The 20035-nt window shown below is 68.3% G+C and carries 14 protein-coding genes and 1 riboswitch; of the genes, 4 read left to right on the top strand and 10 right to left on the bottom strand.

Features of this window, described 5'->3' with window-relative positions; genetic code table 11:
• Positions 1–56 precede the first annotated feature (56 nt).
• Positions 57–230: riboswitch (yybP-ykoY riboswitch) on the bottom strand.
• 140 nt (positions 231–370) lie between these two features.
• A complete protein-coding gene (locus FAZ69_RS03750) occupies positions 371–1609 on the top strand; it encodes an NAD(P)/FAD-dependent oxidoreductase (RefSeq protein WP_136892613.1) in 1239 nt (412 codons plus the stop codon).
• A gap of 9 nt (positions 1610–1618) precedes the next feature.
• Here the strand turns inward: FAZ69_RS03750 and guaD are convergent, their stop codons facing one another.
• The 7 genes from guaD to FAZ69_RS03715 all read right to left on the bottom strand — a co-directional run bounded on the left by guaD (position 1619) and on the right by FAZ69_RS03715 (position 11753).
• Complete coding sequence (gene guaD / locus FAZ69_RS03745) at positions 1619–3001, bottom strand: guanine deaminase (RefSeq protein WP_136892612.1); 1383 nt, start codon at positions 2999–3001, stop codon at positions 1619–1621.
• A 35-nt stretch (positions 3002–3036) separates the two neighbouring features.
• Complete coding sequence (locus tag FAZ69_RS03740; RefSeq protein ID WP_136892611.1) at positions 3037–4080, bottom strand: adenosine deaminase; 1044 nt, start codon at positions 4078–4080, stop codon at positions 3037–3039.
• Between the two features lie 174 nt (positions 4081–4254).
• Complete coding sequence (xdhC, locus tag FAZ69_RS03735) at positions 4255–5268, bottom strand: xanthine dehydrogenase accessory protein XdhC (RefSeq protein ID WP_136892610.1); 1014 nt, start codon at positions 5266–5268, stop codon at positions 4255–4257.
• Between the two features lie 84 nt (positions 5269–5352).
• The gene (gene xdhB, locus FAZ69_RS03730) at positions 5353–7776 is read right to left on the bottom strand and encodes a xanthine dehydrogenase molybdopterin binding subunit (protein WP_136892609.1); all 2424 of its coding nucleotides are present in this window, start codon (positions 7774–7776) and stop codon (positions 5353–5355) included.
• Positions 7777–7807: 31 nt separating this feature from the next.
• Entirely contained in the window at positions 7808–9367 is a 1560-nt protein-coding gene (xdhA, locus tag FAZ69_RS03725; protein WP_136892608.1) for a xanthine dehydrogenase small subunit, read from the bottom strand.
• A gap of 352 nt (positions 9368–9719) precedes the next feature.
• The gene (locus tag FAZ69_RS03720; RefSeq protein WP_136892607.1) at positions 9720–10232 is read right to left on the bottom strand and encodes a disulfide bond formation protein B; all 513 of its coding nucleotides are present in this window, start codon (positions 10230–10232) and stop codon (positions 9720–9722) included.
• A 141-nt stretch (positions 10233–10373) separates the two neighbouring features.
• Complete coding sequence (locus FAZ69_RS03715) at positions 10374–11753, bottom strand: amidase (RefSeq protein ID WP_136892606.1); 1380 nt, start codon at positions 11751–11753, stop codon at positions 10374–10376.
• A gap of 294 nt (positions 11754–12047) precedes the next feature.
• Here FAZ69_RS03715 and FAZ69_RS03710 point away from each other — a divergent pair, with 294 nt between their 5' ends.
• Positions 12048–13268, top strand: coding sequence for a type 1 glutamine amidotransferase (locus FAZ69_RS03710; protein WP_136892605.1), 1221 nt, complete (start codon positions 12048–12050; stop codon positions 13266–13268).
• A gap of 96 nt (positions 13269–13364) precedes the next feature.
• Here the strand turns inward: FAZ69_RS03710 and FAZ69_RS03705 are convergent, their stop codons facing one another.
• Positions 13365–14360 (bottom strand): hypothetical protein, encoded by a 996-nt coding sequence (locus tag FAZ69_RS03705; RefSeq protein ID WP_136892604.1) that lies wholly within the window; start codon positions 14358–14360, stop codon positions 13365–13367.
• A gap of 270 nt (positions 14361–14630) precedes the next feature.
• The gene (locus tag FAZ69_RS03700) at positions 14631–15152 is read right to left on the bottom strand and encodes a GNAT family N-acetyltransferase (RefSeq protein ID WP_136892603.1); all 522 of its coding nucleotides are present in this window, start codon (positions 15150–15152) and stop codon (positions 14631–14633) included.
• A gap of 280 nt (positions 15153–15432) precedes the next feature.
• Between FAZ69_RS03700 and FAZ69_RS03695 the strand changes: the two genes are divergently transcribed.
• Complete coding sequence (locus FAZ69_RS03695; protein ID WP_136892602.1) at positions 15433–16728, top strand: MFS transporter; 1296 nt, start codon at positions 15433–15435, stop codon at positions 16726–16728.
• A 92-nt stretch (positions 16729–16820) separates the two neighbouring features.
• Here FAZ69_RS03695 and FAZ69_RS03690 read toward each other — a convergent pair whose 3' ends face one another.
• Positions 16821–18698, bottom strand: coding sequence for a tetratricopeptide repeat protein (locus FAZ69_RS03690; RefSeq protein ID WP_136892601.1), 1878 nt, complete (start codon positions 18696–18698; stop codon positions 16821–16823).
• A gap of 312 nt (positions 18699–19010) precedes the next feature.
• Between FAZ69_RS03690 and FAZ69_RS03685 the strand changes: the two genes are divergently transcribed.
• A complete protein-coding gene (locus tag FAZ69_RS03685; RefSeq protein ID WP_136892600.1) occupies positions 19011–20033 on the top strand; it encodes a cation diffusion facilitator family transporter in 1023 nt (340 codons plus the stop codon).
• The last annotated feature ends 2 nt before the right edge of the window (positions 20034–20035 follow it).

Below are 20035 nucleotides of genomic sequence, written 5' to 3'. Positions count from 1 at the left end.
GTTGGTTTTTCCCGGGCCGAGATGTGTGCGAGCGCGACGATCCACGGCAGCACCGGGCCCTAAAGCGGCGTGCGTGGATCATCGGTCTCGCCAGGCCCGGAGGCTGCGTCCGCCATGGCCTGTCGGGCCAAGTTTGTTGACGGGCGCCCCCGCCGGATCACGTGCGGCTCGCTGCTATTAAAGGCTGCGAGTGTCGTGCGGCGGGGCGGCTACTCCCCAATGAGGGGCGGAGTATAGCACGGGGGGCAGCGCCGCTTACAACGGCCGGGCGCCCGCGGGCTCGAAATCGCATTGATTTCAAAAAGTAAATGAAGTTGGGCGGAGGATTGGCAGAAGGTAGAGTGCGCAAATCGGAATCGGCGACAACACCATGACCCACTCATCTTCGCAACTTGCAGACGTCGCGATCATCGGCGCCGGACCCTCGGGCGCAGTGGCGGCCGCGCTCCTGAGAAAAGCCGGGCACTCCGTGCTCGTGCTCGAGCGGCAGCACTTCCCGCGTTTTTCGATCGGCGAAAGCCTGCTGCCGCAGAGCATGGCCTACCTCGAAGAGGCGGGCATGCTGCAAGCGGTCGTCGAGGCCGGCTTTCAGTACAAGAACGGCGCGCATTTCGTGCACGGAGAGAAGGCGTCTTCATACGACTTCCGCGACAAGCACTCGGCCGGCTGGGGCACGACGTATCAGGTCGAGCGCGCGAAATTCGACGACATCTTGATCCGCTGCGCGGCTCAACAGGGCGCGGACGTGCGCTTCGGCCACGCGGTGCTCGCGATCGAAACCGGCGACGCGCCGTCGCTCGAAGCCGCCGACGAAGCGGGCAATGCCTACACCGTGAAGGCGCGCTTCGTGCTCGACGCGAGCGGCTTCGGCCGCGTGCTGCCGCGCCTGCTCGATCTCGAGTCGCCGACGCGCATGCCGGCGCGCGCTGCGATCTTCACCCACGTGCGCGACGCCTTGCCGGCCGGCAGCACCGATCGCAACAAGATCTGCATCGCCGTGCATCCCGAGCGGCGCGATGTCTGGTACTGGATGATCCCGCTCGCGGACGGGCGCTCGTCGGTGGGCTGCGTGGCCGAAGCGGCGTTTCTCGACGTGCCGGAGGCCGGGCGCGAAGCGAAGCTGCGCGAGCTGATTCGCACGGAGCCTACGCTCGCCGCGCTGATCGGCGACGCGCCGTTCCTGATGCCGGTGCGCCACATCGGCGGCTACGCGGCGAACGTGGAGCGCCTGTACGGGCCGGGCTACGCGCTGCTCGGCAACGCGGGGGAGTTTCTCGATCCGGTGTTTTCGTCGGGGGTGACGATCGCGCTGCGCTCGGCGCATCTGGCCGTGCGGACGCTCGAGCGCCAGTTGCGCGGCGAGACCGTCGATTGGCTCGCCGACTACGACCGGCCGCTGCGCCGCGGGATCGATACGTTCCGCGCCTTCGTCGACCGGTGGTACACGGGCGAGCTGCAGGACATCATCTTCTATCCCGCCCAGGCGCCGTCGATTCGACGGATGATCAGCGCCGTGCTCGCGGGGTACGCGTGGGACGAGACGAATCCGTTCGTCGCAGACCCGGTGCGCAGGCTCAATACGTTGCACCGGGCCTGCATGACCCTGTAGAGCAGATCCTCACGCCGCCGCAAGCGCCGCGAATCGCTCGCGGCGCGCATCGCGCCGATGCACGCACGCGCCTGCCGCGTAGGTCGCGAAGATCGCGCGATCGTCGCCGAGCAGCGCGAACGCGAACAGCAACTCTTCGAGCGATTGCACGCGCGACGTGCGGCGCGCCAGAAGCGGCGTCGCGGCGGGATCGAGCACGATGAAGTCCGCTTCCGATTGCGGCGCGAGCGTGCCGATCTTGTCCCCGAGGTTCAGCGCCTGCGCGGCGCCCGCCGTCGCGAGCCAGAACATGCGCGTGGCGCTCAGGTGATAGCCGGAGAGGCGCGCGACCTTGTGCGCCTCGTTCATCGTCTGCAGCATCGAGAACGACGTGCCGCCGCCGACGTCGGTCGCGAGCGCGACCGGTACGCCCGCCTCGTCGGCCTTCTCGAAGTCGAACAGGCCGCTGCCGAGAAAGAAGTTCGACGTCGGGCAGTGCGACGCGACGGTGTTCGTCTGCGCCATGCGCCTGCGGTCCTCTGCGTCGAGGTGGATGCAGTGCCCGTACACCGCGCGCGAACGCAAGAGGCCGTAGTGATCGTAGACGTCGAGATAGCTGCGGTGTCCCGGGAACAGCTCGGCCACCCACTTCACTTCGTCGACGTTTTCCGCTACGTGGCTCTGGATGAACACGTCCTGGTGCTCGCGCGCGAGCACGCCGCACGCTTCCAGCTGCGCCTCGGTCGAGGTCGGCGCGAAGCGCGGCGTGAGCGCGTAGAGCTGGCGGCCGCGGTTGTGCCAGCGGCCGATCAGCTCGGCGCTGTCGTCGTAGCCCGATTGCGCCGTGTCGCGCAGGAACTCGGGGCAGTTGCGGTCCATCAGCACCTTGCCCGCGATCATCCGCATGTTGCGCGCAACGCTCGCCGTGAAGAGCGCGTCGGCCGAGCTCTTGTGCACCGTGCAGTAGACGAGCGCCGTCGTCGTGCCCGAGGCGAGCAGTTCGTCGCAGAAGAAGTTCGCCGTGTCGGCGGCGTACTCCGGATCGGCGAAGCGGCGCTCGGTCGGGAACGTGTAGGTTTCGAGCCAGGGCAACAGGCCCGGCGCGGGAGACGCGATCATGTCCGTCTGCGGATAGTGAATGTGCGTGTCGATGAAGCCCGGCACGATCACCTTGCCGCGCAGATCCTGCACCTCGGTGTCCGGTGTGATCCGGCCGGCGAGCGCCGCATGGGCGCCCGCGGCGGCCACGCGGCCGTCCTCGACGATCAGCAGGCCGTCTTCCTCGAACACGGCCGCGTCGGCCGAGCGCGCCGGGTCGCCCTTGAAGGTCAGCAGCTGCGCACGGTAAGCGGTGCTGCGGGTGCGTTCGGCGCTGGAATCACCGGGGATGTCACGTTTTGCAGTTTGACTCATGACTGATACGTCTCTAGCGAAATAGTCGTGGAACTTCAGGGAACGGCATGCGGTTGTCCGCTATGCCAGTAAGCGTCGAGCTTCGCCAGGAACCCGGCGCGCTCGGCATCGGTGATGAAGGACGCCTCGAAGCCGTTCTTCACGATCGTGTAGACGTCGGCGTCGGAAAGCTTCAAGGCGTCGATCGTCGCGAGATAGTTCTGGTTGACGTAGCCGCCGAAGTAGGCGGGGTCGTCGGAGTTGACGGTCACGGCGACGCCGCGATCGAGCAGGCCCTTCAGCGTGTGCTTGGTCAGGTCGTCGAACACGCAGAGCTTCAGGTTCGAGAGCGGGCAGACGGTGAGCGCGACGCGCGTGTCGGCGAGGCGCGTGACGAGCGCCGGGTCTTCGATGCTGCGCACGCCGTGGTCGACGCGGTCCACCTTGAGCAGGTCGAGCGCTTCGTAGATGTACGAAGGCGGGCCTTCCTCGCCCGCGTGCGCAACGAGCTTGAGCCCTTTGGCGCGCGCCTTCGCGAACACGCGCTCGAACTTCGAGGGCGGATGGCCGCGCTCGGACGAGTCGAGGCCGACGCCGATCAGGCGGTGCCGGTAGGTGTCGAAGAGCGGCAGGGCGGCGTCGAAGGTCGCGAGCGCGTCCTCTTCCGATAGATGCCGCAGGAAGCACAGGATCAGCTTGCTCGTCATGCCGCGCGCTTCGGCGTCGGCGAGCGCGCGCTCGATCCCGGCCACCACCGTTTCGATCGCGACGCCGCGCTCGGTGTGCGTCTGCGGATCGAAGAAGATCTCGGCGTGCACGACGTTGTCGGCGAGCGCGCGCTCGACGTAGGCCGCCGTCATGTCGTGGAAGTCCTGCTCGGTCAACAGCACGCTTGCGCCTGCGTAGTAGATGTCGAGGAACGATTGCAGATCGGTGAACGCGTAGGCGGCGCGCAACGCGTCGATCGAGTCGTACGCGAGCTTCACGCCGTTGCGTTGCGCGAGCTTGAAGATCAGCTCGGGTTCGAGCGAGCCTTCGACGTGGATGTGCAATTCGGCCTTCGGGGCGCGAGCGGCTTTGTCTGCGAGTGTCGTGGTCATGGTCGGTCTTTTAAAGGGCTCTTGTAAAAGCATGGGCGGACGCGCTGCGAGCCGGGGCCGTGGCGCGGGTTGCGTCCTTTCGTTGGTCGAGCTGGCTGGTGTTGCGGGCTGAGACTTCGGTTTTTCAATGTGCTGTTGCAATCGGTCCTGTCCGTCAATGGCGCGGGACGGCTTCTAAACGGCGCTCGCCGCGTGATGCGCGTTCGCCTCCACCGCCCGCAGCAGCTGCGCCGCCGCCGATACCGCGATGATCTCCGGCGACTTGTCGACGATCCCCTCGACGCCGATCGGGCAATGCATCCGCGCAATCTGCGCCGGGTCGATCCCGCGCGCGGCGAGCCGGTGCTCGAACTGCTTGCGCTTGGTATGCGAGCCGATCATCCCGAAGAACGCGAAGTCGCCGCGCCGCAGAATGCGCTCCGCGAGCTCGAGATCGCGCGCGTGGTTGTGCGTCATCACGATGAAGTAGGTCTGCGCGGCGGCGCGGTCGATCGCCTCGTCGGGCGCGTCGTTCGCGTCGATCGTCACGTTCAGGATGCCGTCGAGCGCTTCGGGCGGCGGGAACTGCGCGTCGCGCTCGTCGACCCATTGCACGTGGCAGGGCAAGGTGGCCAGCACGCGCACGAGCGCCGCGCCTACGTGGCCCGCGCCGAACAGCACGACCGCGAAGTCGCGCGGCGCGATGGTTTCGGTGAGAAGCGCATTGCTCTCGTCGAAGCCGGTGCCGTCCCAGAGCAGGCAGTCCGGGCCTTCGACGCCGGGCTCGGGGTCGGAGAGCATCACCACATCGGGCGCGGGGGCGAATGATACGCTGCGCACGGTCGATCGGCCCGCTTGCATGCGCTTGGCGAGCGTGCTCACCCAGCCGAGGTCGCTCACGTCGAGCCGCTCGAACGCGATGACGACCGCGCCGCCGCAGCATTGGCCGAGGCTCGGGCCGAGCGCGAAGCGCTCGAGGCGGCGCATGCGCGGCGTGCGCATGCCGTCCTTGAGCACCTCGCGGGCGACTTCGATCGCGCGCCATTCGAGGTGTCCGCCGCCGATCGTGTGGCGCGCGGAGTCGCGCGTGACGATCATCTTCGTGCCGGCTTCGCGCGGCGCCGAACCTTCGACGCGCGCAACCGTCACGAGCACGACGGCGTCGCCGTGCGCGAGCAGGTGTTGCAGATCGGGCAGCCAAGGTTGCATCCGGTCGCTCCAGGCTAGGCCCGCGCGGTTAGCGGCGCGCGGGGCGGTTGATCGGGGCGCCTTGCGGCGCAAGGCGTTTTGAACTCAGGCGGCCGTGGCCGTCGTCGAGTTGGACGGCGCCGGCGAGGCGGCGTTCGCGTCGCGCTGCGTCTCTCGGGCTTCGAGCGCGTCGAGGATCGCTTCGGGCGTCGCCGGCGCGCGCAACGGCGGTGCGCTTTTCACCTCGGGCGCCGCGGCGGCGATCGCATCGCGAATCGCGAGAAACACCGAGAACGGCAGCAAGAGCGGCGGCTCGCCGACGGCCTTCGAGCGAAACACCGTCGGCTCGGCGTTTTCATTGCGATAGAGACGCACGTTGAACGCGGCGGGCGTGTCGCTGACGGCCGGAATCTTGTAGGTCGACGGCGCGTGCGTCATCAGGCGGCCGTCGCGGTTCCACCAGAGCTCTTCGGTCGTGAGCCAGCCCATGCCCTGGATGAAGCCGCCTTCGACCTGGCCGAGATCGATGGCCGGATTGATCGACTGCCCCGCGTCGTGCAGGACGTCAGCGCGCACGAGCTTCCATTCGCCCGTGAGCGTATCGACGACCACCTCCGACACCGCCGCGCCGTACGCAAAGTAATAGAACGGATGGCCCGTCAGCGTCTTGGCGTCCCAATGGACTTTCGGCGTCGCGTAGAAACCGTCGGACCACAACTGGATGCGCGCGAGATAGGCCGCGTTGACGAGCTGCGCGAACGGCATCGCGCCGCCGTTGCTGATGACGCTGCCGTGCTCGAAGCGCACGTCTTCGGCATTTCCGCCGAGCGTCTTCGCGGCGAGCGCCGCGAGCCGCTCGCGGATCGTGCGCGCGGCGGCTTCGGCGGCCTTGCCGTTCAGGTCGCTGCCCGTCGACGCGGCGGTCGCCGAGGTGTTCGCGACCTTCGAGGTGTCGGCCGCCGTGACGCGCACGCGCGACAGCGCGAGGCCGAGTTCGCCCGCGACGACCTGCGCGACCTTCGTGTTGAGCCCCTGGCCCATCTCGGTGCCGCCGTGATTGACGAGCACCGAGCCGTCCTTGTAGACGTGCACGAGCGCGCCCGCCTGGTTAAGGAACGGCACGTTGAACGAGATGCCGAACTTGACCGGCGTGATCGCGATGCCGCGCTTGAGCACCGGGCTCTTCGCGTTGAATGCGGCGCGCGCCGCGCGGCGCGCGCGATAGTCGCTCGAGGCGAGCAGCTCTTCGGTGAGCGGCGCGAGGATGTTGTCTTCGACGCGCTGACCATACGGCGTCACGTCGCGCTCGCCGATGCCGTAGTAGTTCGCGAGCCGCACGTCGAGCGGATCGAGTCCGAGCTCGCGCGCGATGTCGTCGATCATCACCTCCATCACGAGCGCGCCCTGCGGGCCGCCGAAGCCGCGGAACGCAGTGTTCGACTGCGTGTTGGTCTTGCAGGCGAGCGCGACGATATCGACGTCGGACAGGTAGTAGGCGTTGTCGAAGTGGCAGACGGCGCGCGTCGCGACGGCGCCCGAGAGGTCTGCCGAATAGCCCGCGCGCAGCGCGATCTCGACGCGCGCGCCGAGAATGCGCCCCGCTTCGTCGAAGCCGGCTTCGTACTGGTAAAGCGCGTCGTGGCGCTTGCCGGTGATCAGAAAATCGTCGTCGCGGTCGGCGCGCAGCTTGACCGGGCGATGCAGCTGCTGCGCGGCGAGCGCGGCCACGCAGGCGAACAGCGCCGATTGCGATTCCTTGCCGCCGAAGCCGCCGCCCATGCGCCGGCATTCGCAGACGACGTTGTGCGTCGGCCAGCCCAGCATGTGCGCGACCACCTGCTGCATCTCGCTCGGATGCTGCGTCGAGCTGTGGACGAGCATGCCGTCCATCTCCTTGGGGAGCGCGTAGGCGATCTGTCCTTCGAGATAGAACTGCTCCTGGCCGCCGACTTCGAACGTGCGCTGCAAGCGGTGCGGCGCCGAGGCGATCTTGGACGCCGGCGTGCCGCGCGTGAGGTGCAGGGGCGGCAGCACGTATTGCTTGTTCGCCTTCGCGGCGGCCACCGTCAGCACGGGTTCAAGCGGCTCGTAGCGCACGACTTCGTCGCTTTTCGCGAGCGACGCGGCGCGCCGCGCGTGCTCGTGCGTTTCGGCGACCACGGCGAACACCGGCTGACCGAGATAGAGCACGGCGCCGTCGGCGAGGATCGGATCGTCGTGCAGCACCGGACCGCAATTGTTTTCGCCGGGAATGTCGGCGGCGGTCAGCACGGCGACCACGCCCGGCGCGTTGCGCACGGCCGTCAGGTCGAGCGATGCGATGCGCGCATGCGCGTGGCGCGAAAGCCCAAGCGCGGCGTGCAGCGTGCCGGCCAGCTCGGGAATGTCGTCGGTGTAGATCGCCTCGCCGCTCACGTGCAGCGTGGCCGATTCGTGCGGCAACGGCGTGCCGATTGCGGCAACGTCGGCGGCGGCATCAGGCGTGCTGCCGCGCAGGTTGCCCATGAAAGCATCGGTTTGCTTGTTCATCGAGGCTCCTTTGTCGATCCGAGTTGGCGCTTTAGCGCCTACTCGGATCCCATGCAAGGCTTGCGCCGGCGGCACTCGCATCGAGGGCTTCGAATGCGAACGCGTTCACGTCGGCAAGAGCAAGCGGCGCGTCTTCACGCGTTTCCAGATGGAAGCGCCACAGCAGGTTGCGCGCGACTTTCATCCGGTATGCGCTCGATGCTCGCATGTCGGTGAGCGGCTGGTAGTCGGACGCGAGCGCGTCCATTGCGCGGCGGGTGGCGGCATCGTCCCAGGCAGAGCCGGCGAGCGCGGCCTCGGCATGCTCGGCGCGCTTGGGCGTCGCGGCCATGCCGCCGAACGCGATGCGCGCCGACGCGATCCGCCCATCCGTCACGTGCAGCGCGAAGGCCGCGCAGACGGCCGAGATATCCTGGTCGTAGCGCTTCGACACCTTGTAGGTGCGAAAGCGCAAACTTGGGGAGGGAAGCGGCACGCGAATCGCGGCGACGAATTCGCCGGGCTCGAGCGCGGTCTTCTGGTAGCCGAGGTAGAACGCGTCGAGCGGCAGCGTGCGCGTGTTTGGGCCTTGGCGCAGCACGACTTGCGCATCGAGCGCGATGAGCGCAGGCATCGCGTCGCCGATCGGCGAGCCGTTCGCGACGTTGCCGCCGAGCGTGCCCGCGTTGCGGATCGGCAGCGACGCGAAACGCATCCATAGCTCGGCGAGCTCGGGGTAGTCGGCGGCGAGCGCCGCGTAGGCGTCTTCGAGCGAGGCCGCGGCGCCGATCGTGAGCGCCGCGCCGTCGCGCGCGGTCGTTTTCAGTTCGGCGACGTTGCCGATGTAGAGAATGTCGCCGAGCTCGCGAAACTGCTTCGTCACCCACAGGCCGACGTCGGTGCTGCCCGCGAGCAGCCGCGCGCGAGGGTGCTCGGCGCGCAGCGTGGCGAACGCATCGAGCGTGAGCGGCGCCCAGAACGACGGCGTGCCGAACGCGGCGCCACGCGCATCAGGCGCGCGGTAGGCGAAGGTGCTGGTGCGCCGGATCGCTTGCAGCGCCCGCACGGCCTTCTCTCGATCGAACGCCGCGCGCGGGTACTGCCGGTAGTCGAACATCTTCTGCGCCGCATCGACGATCGGCCGGTAACCGGTGCAGCGGCACAGGTTGCCGGAGAGTGCGGTGTTGATTTCGTCGCGCGTCGGCAGGCCGGCGCCGGCAGGCTGATTCTCGTAGAGCGCCCACATCGACATCACGAAGCCCGGTGTGCAGAAACCGCATTGCGAGCCGTGGCAATCGACCATCGCCTGCTGCGCCGGATGCAGCGCGCCGTCGGCCGCGCGCAGGTCTTCGACGGTGAAGAGCGCCCGGCCGTCGAGCGTCGGCAGGAACTGGATGCACGCGTTGACCGCTTTCAGCGCGAGGCCGCCGTTCGCGTCGAGCTCGCCGACGACGACCGTGCACGCGCCGCAATCGCCTTCGGCGCAGCCTTCCTTGGTGCCGGTGCAATAGAGGTCTTCGCGCAGGTGCTGCAGCACGGTGCGCGTCGCGGGCAAGCCGGAGACCTCGCGGACGGCGCCGCGGTGGTAGAAGCGGATGGGTTGCGTTGTCATAGCCAATCCAGAGACATTGCGGATCGGGCGCGCGTTACGCAGGGCCGCAGGAGCGCCGGCCGCGCACGTAGATCGCCATCCATGTTTCAAGATAGCACCGTCACATCTGGAAAATATTTCTCGATGGTGATGGGGGCTATTCGGAGCCGCCCATGACAGTTCGACGACTTGTTGCGCGGACCATCGCGGCGATATGACGCAGATCGTGGACGGCCGCGCGCGGCAAGGCTGGCGCCCGAAAGTGCGGGAAGACCGGCCCGCGCCGGAGCGCAGGCGGAAGCAGGCTAGGTGTTTACGCGCAGAGAAGGCGAAACCGGCCGGCCTGGCCTGGCCGGAAGCCGCTCCGATGGATTTACAGCGCGCGGCGCGCGCGATTGCGCCAGAGACTCGCGACGACCGGCACGAACATCGCCACGAAGGCGATCAGGGCCCAGCCGGGCAGGAGGATGCCGAAGATCGGCGGATAGACGGTCTCGCACAGGCCGCCCACCTTGAACACGAGCGGCAGCCAATGCGCGGGCGGGAGACTGTCGACGACCGGCTGCAGCGCGTCGAAGCCGCAGCTGAAGCCAGGGTGCAGCTGGATATAGACGTGGCGCACGGAAGCCGCGATGCCGGCCGCGGCGGTCACCGCGACCAGCGTCTCGAGCACGGCGACGCCGCGCCAGCCCTTCATCGTCGCGCCGAGGAACGAGAAGACCGCGATCAGCGCGAAGAAGTAGCGCTGGATGATGCACAGCGTGCAGGGGTCTTCGTGCTCGACGATCTGCATGTAGAGCGCGCCGGCCAGAAGGCCCAGGCAGACGAGGCCCAGCAGGACGAGAAGGCGGCGCTCGCGGCGCAGCAACGCGGTGTTGTCGTTCATGAGAGGCACGTTGGTCTCGGAAAAGGTGTTAACCGCGTGATTCTAGTGTGCTTTTCGAACAGGTGTTTTTTTGATCAAAACCGTCTCAAAGTGCAGCCTCCCGCGCCCGCGCGCCGGCGGTGCGGGAAGCCTTCGAGGTGCTCAGCGAAGCGGGGCCAGAACCCGCTCCGCGGCGAGGCCGATGCCGATGAGGGCGTCGTCCGCGTGCGGCGCGGCTGCCAGCATGAGGCCGACCGGCGCGTCGCCGCGCGGATGGCAGGGCAGCGACAGCGAGCAGGCGTTCAAAAAGTTGAAGACGCTCGGATTGCGCAGGACGAGCGCGTTGGCGCGCCCGAACGCTTCGTCGTCGTGCTCGAGGTCGGCCAGGCGCGGGGGCGCGATCGGCACCGTGGGCGCGACGATCGCGTCGAAGCGCTGCCACAGCGTGTGCGCGGCGGCCTCGATGATCGCCGCGCGCTCGGCCAGCAGGTCCAGATAGTCGGCGGCGCGCGCCGTTTCGCCCTTCAGGATGCGCGCGAGCACGCGCGGATCGTAGTTGTCGCGGTGCTTCTCGAGCAGCGGCCGGTGCCACGCGTACGCTTCCATCGACGAAAAGCCGATGCGGTTGATGTCGTGCCAGCGCTCGAGCGGCGCGAAGCGCACCTCGTAGACGATCGCTCCGGCGGCTTCGAGGTGCTTGAGCGCTGCGTCGACGGCGGCGGCTACCGGCGGCTCCACGTCGTCGGTCACATAGTGGCTCAGCACGCCGAGGCGCACGCCTTCGAGCGGCCGCCGCGCCGGCACGCGCGGCTCCAGCCCGGCGAGCAGGCGGTCGACGAGCGCGCAGCAGGCCACCGAGACGCCGATCGGCCCGAACGAATCGAGCGTGCCCGAGAGCGGCACGCCGCCTTGCCGCGGGATGCGGTCCGCTGTCGGCTTGAAGCCCGTCAGGCCGCACAGCGCGGCAGGGATGCGGATCGAGCCGCCGGTGTCGGTGGCCAGCGCCACCGCGGCCATGCCGTCGGCCACCGACGCCGCCGCGCCCGACGACGAGCCGCCCGCAATCCGCTCTTCGCCCGCCACGCCGCGCCGGTACGGCGAGAGCGGCGTGCCGTAGTGCGGATTGAGGCCGAGCCCGGAGAACGCGAACTCGCTCATGTTGGTGCGCCCGACGATCACGGCGCCCGCGCGCTTGAGCCGCGCGACGGCGACGGCGTCGGCGGCGGCCGGGGCGGCGCCTGCCAGCGCGAGAGAGCCGGCGCGCGTGACTTGGCCTTCGATGTCGAACAGGTCCTTCACCGATACCGGGATGCCCGCGAGCGGCGACAGTACCGTGCCGGCGGCGCGCAGGCGGTCGTGGGCGTCGGCGGCGGCGCGGGCGCTGTCGGCGTCGACTTCGAGAAAGACGGTCGAGCCTTGGCCCGAGGGGGCGGCGATGCGCTCGAGCGCCGCGTCGACGAGCGCGCGGCTGGTGGTCTTGCCTGTGGCGAGATCGGCGGCGAGCTGGGCGAGCGGCGGAAAGGGAGTGAATTCGGCTGGCATGGTGGCGAGGTTGGCTCGGAGTCGGGGCGGTTGAGAGAGGGCCGCGCGAGGCGACGCGTCGGTGGCGAATCGCGGCGATGCCTGGCGGTGCCGAGCGCGCGCAAACGGCGCGAAAGAATGTCCGGCGAGTGTCGCAGGCATTGTAGAGCGAAGGCTTCGCGGCAGGGCGGCGAGGTTTCCGCTATCGAGATGGCGTGGCGCGTGTGCCATGACGCGTTTGCTGCCGCCACGCTCGCTGGCGGATAATGAGACGGTTACCACCGTTCGCGTGCCAGACGCGCCTGTCACAACGTCATGAGCGAAAACACGCCGCCCAACGCCGGCAATCCCGGCCCCGCTTCCTCTTCAACCGGTCAATCCCAAGCGTCGAATTCCGGCTCGCAGCACGCCGCGAGCGTGCCGCCGTCTGCGGATCCGGCGACGCGAGCCGCCACCGATATGCCCGGCCACGCCACGGCGGCGGAGTCCGCGCAGGCCGCCGCCGCGGTGGCGGAGAAGCCCGTGCCGGCCGAACCGGCGGACCAGACGCCGTCGTCCGCGTCAGCCCGCGGGTCGTCGGTGCCGCCCGGCTTCGGCGCGCAGCCCGATTTCGAGACATCGCGTCCGCCGCCACCAGGGGCGGTGCCTACCGCGCCGCCCGCCTACCTGAGGCAGAGCGACTCCGCATGGTCGGTGCTGGGCCGCACCGTCGCGGCGCGCGCGCGGCGCCTCTTCGACCGGGCCGGCCAGCGCATCACGCAGCGCACACTGCGTATCGGCGTCTCGGCGCGGATCTTCCACCCGGAGCCCGGCGCGAAGGGTCTGCGCGGCAAGACGCTGCAATATTTGGAGGAATCGATCGCGCATTGGGTCATGTCGCGCGACGTGCTCGTCTTCATGATTCCGACGGTCGGCCACCAGGGGATGCTGCACCCGAGCAACATTCGTCTGCGCGACTATGCGAAGCATCTCGACGGCCTGCTGCTGCAGGGTGGCGCTGACGTCTCGCCGCAGTCCTACGCGGAGACCTCGCACCGCCCCGAATGGCCCGGCGACCGCGTGCGCGACATGTACGAGCTGGAGCTGCTGCACGAGTTCATCGAGTCGGGCAAGCCGGTGCTGGGCGTTTGCCGCGGCTGCCAGTTGATCAACGTGGCGTTCGGCGGCACGCTTTATCAGGACATCGCGACCGACGTGCCGATGGCCGGCATCCACGTCAACGAGCATTACGACCAGCATCGCCATTCGATCCGCTTTCCCGACGGCTCGACGCTCGCCAGCATGTTCCCGGGGCGGCGCGAGGCGGTGGTCAATTCGATCCACCACCAAGCCGTGAGGACGTTGGGACGCGATTTGAATATCGAGGCGGTGTCGTCGGGGGACGGCATCATCGAGGCGGTTCGCTACCGGCGCGCGCCGTTCGTGGTGGGCGTGCAGTGGCACCCCGAGTTTCATCGCGCGGGCGGGCCGGAGTTGCTCGACTGCACGCCGCTGCTCGATACGTTCCTGCGCGTCGCGCGGGAGACGCGCTTCTAGCGGTTGTCCGGCTGCCCGGACCCTCGCTGCAAAAGAAAACGGCTCGACCATGTGGTCGAGCCGTTTCGCATTTGACGCCGGGCTTCGGCGCCCGAATCACTTGGTGAACTGATCCGGCATGTCGGTGATGCGCCGTTGCGTCATGTGATTGACCCAGGTCGTGTCCTTTGCATAGCCGGGCACTTGCGCAGCGTACGCGCCGGTATTGACCGAGGGCTTGGCCGCGGCGGTAGCCGTGTCGGCGGCGGCCGGCAGTTGGGGCACTGCCGGCTGTGCAGTTGCGGCATCGGCTGCCGGCTGGCTTACGGCGCGCGCCGTTTGCTGTTCGGCGCGATGTTGCGCGGCGGCCGGAACCGGCGGATGACGGACGACATTGTCGGCCCGCATGACTGGTTCGGTTTCGTGCCGTGGCATCGGGACATGTTCGTCAAGGCCGGCGCTCCGATGAGGTTGTGCCGCAGTCGCGACCGCCACGGCGACCGGCGAGCTCGCGGCCATCGCTTCCGGCTCGACACGTGCTGCGGCAAGGGCCGTCTCATTCGTGCCCGCGCTCATGTTCGTGCTCCCCGGCGCAGGCGCGCTGGCCGCAGCGGCTTGAACGGCCGGTTCGGCCGGCTTGACGAGGCCGGTGGCCGAGCTGTCCGCCGTTTTGGCGGCGCGCGATGCGTGCTGCTCCGAGAAGCTCGGCGGCAGGTTGCTGAGCACGATCCACGAGAGCGCGGCGGCACCGGCCAGTGCGCAGACCCCGGCGATCTTGCGATCGCGCGGGGTCGAACGGATGACTGCGGCGATCGGCCGGACCGGCGAGGGCGGCGCAGCAGCGGGCGCGGCTTGCGGCGCTCCGGCGACCGGCGCCGGCGACAGCTCCGGGGCGCGCGGACGCTGCGGCGCCTGCCTGGCGGGGTCGCGCCAGCGATTTACGCAGAAGGTGTCGAGGACCGCAGCATATAGCGCAATGAGGTCAGCTCGAATATCGACCTGAGGCAGCGAAAAGCGCCATTCGCCGCCAAACGACAGGGTGGGATCGCCCAGGGGCCGCATTCTCGGCAGTGCGAGCGCGCCTCGAACGGCCGCGCGAGGTATGGTCGTCATCGGATGTCTTTTCAGCGGTGGCAAAACAGCAAATTGGGGATACGGAGATTTCGAGGCAGGCATTCGGAGATGCCTGATCAAGGAATTCCGCGAGGTGCACCCGATGATGCTCGTTGGCTTTCCGTCTGACGATCAGACTTGTCCTAAAAAAGCTGATTTGTTTTTAGCCGACTCGCGGGAGACAGCCGCGCCATGTGGATTTTTCAGGCGCGCTCATGCAGACCTTTTAGGTGAATTGCGGAGAAATGGGCGGCGGCCCATTGGCATGGCTCAGTTCAGCCGGTACGCGTAGCGCAGCGCGGTCACGTCGATGCCGCCCATGTGGTCCGGCTCCTTGCCCGCCGGTTGCCAGCCCTGGCGCTCGTAGAACGCAATCGCGGCAGTGTTGCCTTCGAGCACGTACAGATGGATTTGCGTTTCGCCGCATGCGCGCGCCCAATCCTGCGCGGCGCCGATAAGCAGCTTGCCGACGCCGATCCGCTGGTATTGCGGCAGCGCGTGGAGGTTGTCGAGCAGCGCCCCCCAGGCTGACCCGATCGGCCGCTCGACACAGACGAAGCCCACTGCCTCGCTCGCGAGCTCGGCGATCAGCACGAGCCGCCGGCCGTCGTCGGGTGCGTTCATGCGCGCGTGCCAGAACGCGGCGCGCTCGATGGAAACTTCGTCGTCCAGGAATTCGTCGGGCAGGATGCCGCGGTAGGTCGCCTGCCAGCTTGCCGCGTGGATGGTGGCCAAGAGGCCCGCATCGGCGGGGTTCGCGTGACGCAGCGTGATCGACGCGGGAGGATTCATCGACAGCGGGGGGAAGAGTTTGGAATGCGGCCAGTTTACTGCGCCGTCGCTGCTTGCCGACGTTAGGCGAACGGATAAGTACGCGAAATCGGCGTTAACAGTAATATTGCGGCCGGCGATGACTAGGGACTCGGCCCGGTTCCGGCGCATCGCTTTCTTTCCGTCGCAAATCGGGCGCGTCAAAATGGCGCTCCCTTCGCGCGGGCCGCCGGCGCCGAGCCGGCAACGTGTCAACTGCCGCTTGCCTGGCGTTCCGGCAAGCCGTTTCATCGAGAAGCTCATGTCTACCGCGTCCCACGCATCCCCCAACGAATCCAAGGTCAGGACAGTGTTTCGCGTCGTCAGCGGCAACTTCCTGGAAATGTACGACTTCATGGTCTATGGCTATTACGCGTCCGCGATCGCCAAGACCTATTTCCCGGCCGGCGACGGCTTCGTCTCGCTGATGCTGGCGCTCTCGGTGTTCGGCGCGGGCTTCATGATGCGGCCGCTCGGGGCGCTCGTGCTCGGCGCATACATCGACCGTCACGGCCGCCGCAAGGGCCTGATCCTCACGCTCTTGCTGATGGCGATCGGCACGCTGGCGGTCGCGGCCATCCCCGGCTACGCGACGATCGGCTATGCCGCGCCGGTGCTGGTGCTCCTCGGCCGGCTTCTGCAGGGCTTCTCGGCGGGCGTGGAGCTCGGCGGCGTGTCGGTCTACCTGTCGGAGATCGCGACCAAGGGCAACAAGGGCTTCTATTGCTCGTGGCAGTCGGGCAGCCAGCAGGTCGCCGTGGTGTTCGCCGCGCTGATCGGCGTGGTGCTGAGCCAGGTCCTGCCCGCCGACCAGATGGGCGCCTGGGGCTGGCGCGTGCCGTTCCTGATCGGCTGCCTGATCGTGCCGTTCCTGTTCCTGATCCGCCGCTCGCTCAAGGAAACCGACGAGTTCCTCGCGAAGAAGCACCGCCCCAGCATCGGCGAGGTGTTCCGGTCGATGCTCGCGAACTGGGGCATCGTGCTCGGCGGCATGGGCATGGTGATCATGACCACCGTGTCGTTCTACCTGATCACGGCGTACACGCCGACGTTCGGCCGCGAGGTGCTGAAGCTGTCGTCCATCGATACGCTCGTCGTGACCGTCTGCATCGGCTTGTCGAACCTCGTCTGGCTGCCGGTGGCGGGCGCGGTGTCGGATCGCATCGGGCGCCGTCCGGTGCTGATCACGTTCACGGTCCTCACGATCCTCACGTCGTATCCGGCCATGCAGTGGCTCGTCGCCGATCCGTCGTTCGGCCGGCTGCTGGCGGTCGAGCTGTGGCTGTCGTTCTTGTACGGCAGCTATAACGGCGCGATGGTCGTGGCTTTGACGGAAGTGATGCCGTCGAATGTGCGCACGGCTGGCTTTTCGCTGGCGTACAGCCTAGCGACGACCATCGGTGGTTTTACGCCGGCCATTTCCACCTACCTGATTCACGCTACGGGCAACAAGGCCGCGCCAGGGATCTGGATGGGCGTGGCGGCGGTCTGCGGCCTGATTGCGGCGCTCGTGCTGTATCGGACGTCCGAAGCGCGCAACCAGTACAAGATGGCGTAAGCGCCAAGCATGCCGCTTACGTTGGCGGGCCCCCGGGTCTCGGATCGGGGGCCCGTTTGCTTCTCTGGCGCGGTGTCGCGTCGGCGCCCGTTTCAGGCGTCGCGCACTTCCTGCGCGATGGTGTCGATGACCTCTTCCCAGGCCCCTGGCGTGTTCTGCCGCACGAGACGCGCGCTCGGATACCACGGGCTCGTGTCGCTGCCGACGAACCAGCGCCAGTCCGCGGCGAGCGGCAGCATCAGCCACAGCCGCTTGCCGAGCGCGCCGGCCAGGTGCGCGATCGACGTATCGATCGACACCACCGCGTCGAGCCGGTCGACGATGGCCGCAGTATCCGCGAAATCGCCGATCCGCCGGCCAGCGAACTGGTCGTCGAAGCGATGAATCGAGGCCGCGCGCGGGTGGGTATCCAGCGCGTGGCGTTCGGCGGCGCTCAAGTCGCGCTGCAGCACGATCCAGTCGATGCCTTCGAGCGCGAAGAGCGGATCGAGCGCGGCGAGCGGGATCGCGCGGTTTTCGCCGGCCTGGATGCGCCCCGACCAGGCGAGGCCGATCTTGCGCTTCGCGTGGCCACCGAGCGAGCCGCGCCAGCGGCGTTGGTAGTCCTTCGGCACGTCGAGGTAGCGCATGCGGCTAGGCAAGGTGTCGGCGGTCATGCCGAGCGCGAGCGGCAGGCTCAAGAGAGGGCAATAGAGGTCCGCAGCCGGACGCGGCGCGCCGCGCTCGACCACTTTCACGTGCCATTGAGCGCCAAGCGGCGCGACGAGGGGCATCAACTCGGGCTGGACCTCGATCACCACGCGCGCGGTGCGCTCGCGTACGAGCGGCAGGAAGCGGATGAATTGGAGCGTGTCGCCGAAGCCCTGTTCCGCCTTCACCAGCAGCGTGCGATCACCGATAGGCTCGCCGTGCCAGCGCGGCAGCGCAGCCGCGCTGCAGTCCAGCGTGTCCGCGCCGGCGAGCGCCTTCAGCCGCCATTCGTATTCGGGCAGGCCGCGCGCGAAATCGCCGAGCGTGAGCAGCGTCAGCGCGCGATTCATGTGCGCCGACGCGAGTTCCGGACGCAGCCGCAGCGCCTGGTCGAACGCCCGCAGCGCCGCCTCGTGCGTGCCGAGCGCATGGTGGGACGTGCCGAGATTGAGCCACGCGAGGCAGAACGCGGGATCGAGGCCGACGGCGAGCTCGAAGCGCTGCACGGCCTCTGCGTGCCGTCCGAGCGCGGCGAGCGCATTGCCGAGCCCGAACAGGGCCGGCGGGAACGGTGCGTGCAGCGCGAGGGCGGCCTCGAACGCCGGCACGGCCTCGTCGTGCCGGCCGACCGCATCGAGCGCGTTGCCGAGATTGAAATGCGCGGCGACGAAGCGCGGCTCGGCGGCGACGGCCGCGCGAAACTGTGCGAGCGCTTCGTCGCTCCGCCCGAGCGCGGCGAGCGACATCCCCAGGTTGTTGAGCGCTCCAGCATGCCGCGGGCGCAGCTCGAGCGCGCGCGAGAACGCGCCGATCGCATCACTGTGCCTGCCGAGCGCATGCAGCGCGTTGCCGAGATTGTTGTAGGTCGAGGCGTCGTCGGGCTTGAAGCGCAGCGACCGTTCGAAGGCGATCGCTGCGTCTTCGTGACGGCCGGCCGCCGAGTACGCGTTGCCGAGGTTGTAGTGGGCGAGCGCGAATTCCGGCGCGAGCGTGAGCGCATTGCGAAAGCGCTCGATCGCGCCGTCCAGCTGACCGAGCGCTTTCAGCGCGTTGCCGAGGTTCAGCTGCAACGCGGCATCGTTCGGACGCAGGTCGACCGCGCGGCGCACCAGGTCGGCCGCTTCGGCGTGCTTGCCCTGCTGGTGGTGCAGCACGCCGAGCAGGTGCAGCGCGTCGACGTGGGCCGGATCGGCCTCGAGCGCGGCGCGATAGTCGCGCTCGGCGTCGGCGAGCCGGCCCGCGCTGTGGGCCGCGTAGGCACGGTCAAAAAGGGGTTCCATGGGCAGTACGCGCCGGGCCGCCCCAAGCGGGCTGCCACGCCCCCTCGGGGGGCAGCGAACGTGTCGATCCGGAGTTGGCGCTTTTAGCGCTTACTCCGGTCCCATGCAAAGCCAGAGGGCGTGGGGGTCGTTTCATTTCAGGCAGGAGCGGACAGGCAAACGTGGCATTTTCCCACACTCGGCGGCATGCGCGGCTTTTGGGCGGGCAGGGCAGTGGTCTATAACAGGGGAGCGGTCGTCCCTTTCATGTCGCAGCGATGCCTTGATTTCGCAGTATCGTGGCCCGGCACTCGAACTACCGGCGATTCGGCAATGACGACACACTCTTCGGACCTTCACGCACATGGCAGCGACGATGGTCGCGGCCATGTGCATGATCACGAGCATGGCCACGAGCATCGGGTGGACGGCCACGGGGCGGGCGGCGCGCATCACCATCATCACCATGCGCCCGCGCCGGGCCATGGACGCGCTTTCGCGATCGCAGTCGCGTTGAACATCGCGATCGTCGTCGTGCAGGTCGTGTTCGGCGTGCTCGCGCACTCGACCGCGCTGCTCGCGGACGCCGGCCACAATTTCTCCGACGTGCTCGGCCTGCTGCTCGCCTGGGGCGCGACCTGGCTCGCCAAGCGCAGCCCGTCGGCGCGCTTCACGTTCGGCTACGGCAGCTCGTCGATCCTTGCCTCGCTCGCCAACGCGGCGCTGCTGCTGTTCGCGAGCGGCGCGATCGTCGCCGAGGCGATTTCCCGGCTGTTGAATCCGGCGCCGGTAGCGGGTTTCGACGTGTTCGTCGTGGCGGTCGCCGGCGTCGTCGTCAATGGCTTCTCGGCGTGGCTTTTCATGCGCGGCAACAAAGACGACCTGAATATTCGCGGCGCCTTCCTGCACATGGCAGCCGACGCGGCGATCTCGGCGGCGGTGGCTGTGAGCGGCCTCGTGATCCTCGCCACCGGGCTTGTCTGGATCGATCCGCTGATGAGCCTCTTGGTCGTCGCGGTGGTTGTCTACGGCACCTGGGGCTTGCTGCGCGACTCCGTCCGGATGGCGCTCGCGGCCGTGCCGCCCGGTGTCGATACGCAGCGCATTCATCGCTACCTGACCGCGCAGCCGGGCGTCGCCGACGTTCACGATCTGCACGTCTGGGCGCTGTCGACGACCGAGAGCGCGCTCTCCGCGCACCTCGTAATGCCGGGGGGCCACCCCGGCGATACGGTGCTCGACGGCATCGTGCAGACCCTGCGCGAGCAGTACGCGATGCATCACGCGACCCTGCAGGTGGACCTCGGCACGAGCGAGCATCGCTGCTCGCTGGAGCGGCGCGACCCCGCCCAATGACG

It is taken from the genome of Trinickia terrae (assembly GCF_005144415.1).
GTDB lineage: Bacteria > Pseudomonadota > Gammaproteobacteria > Burkholderiales > Burkholderiaceae > Trinickia_A > Trinickia_A terrae.
Note: the sequence above shows the minus strand (reverse complement) of the source record. Positions and strands in the feature narration are given on the sequence as shown.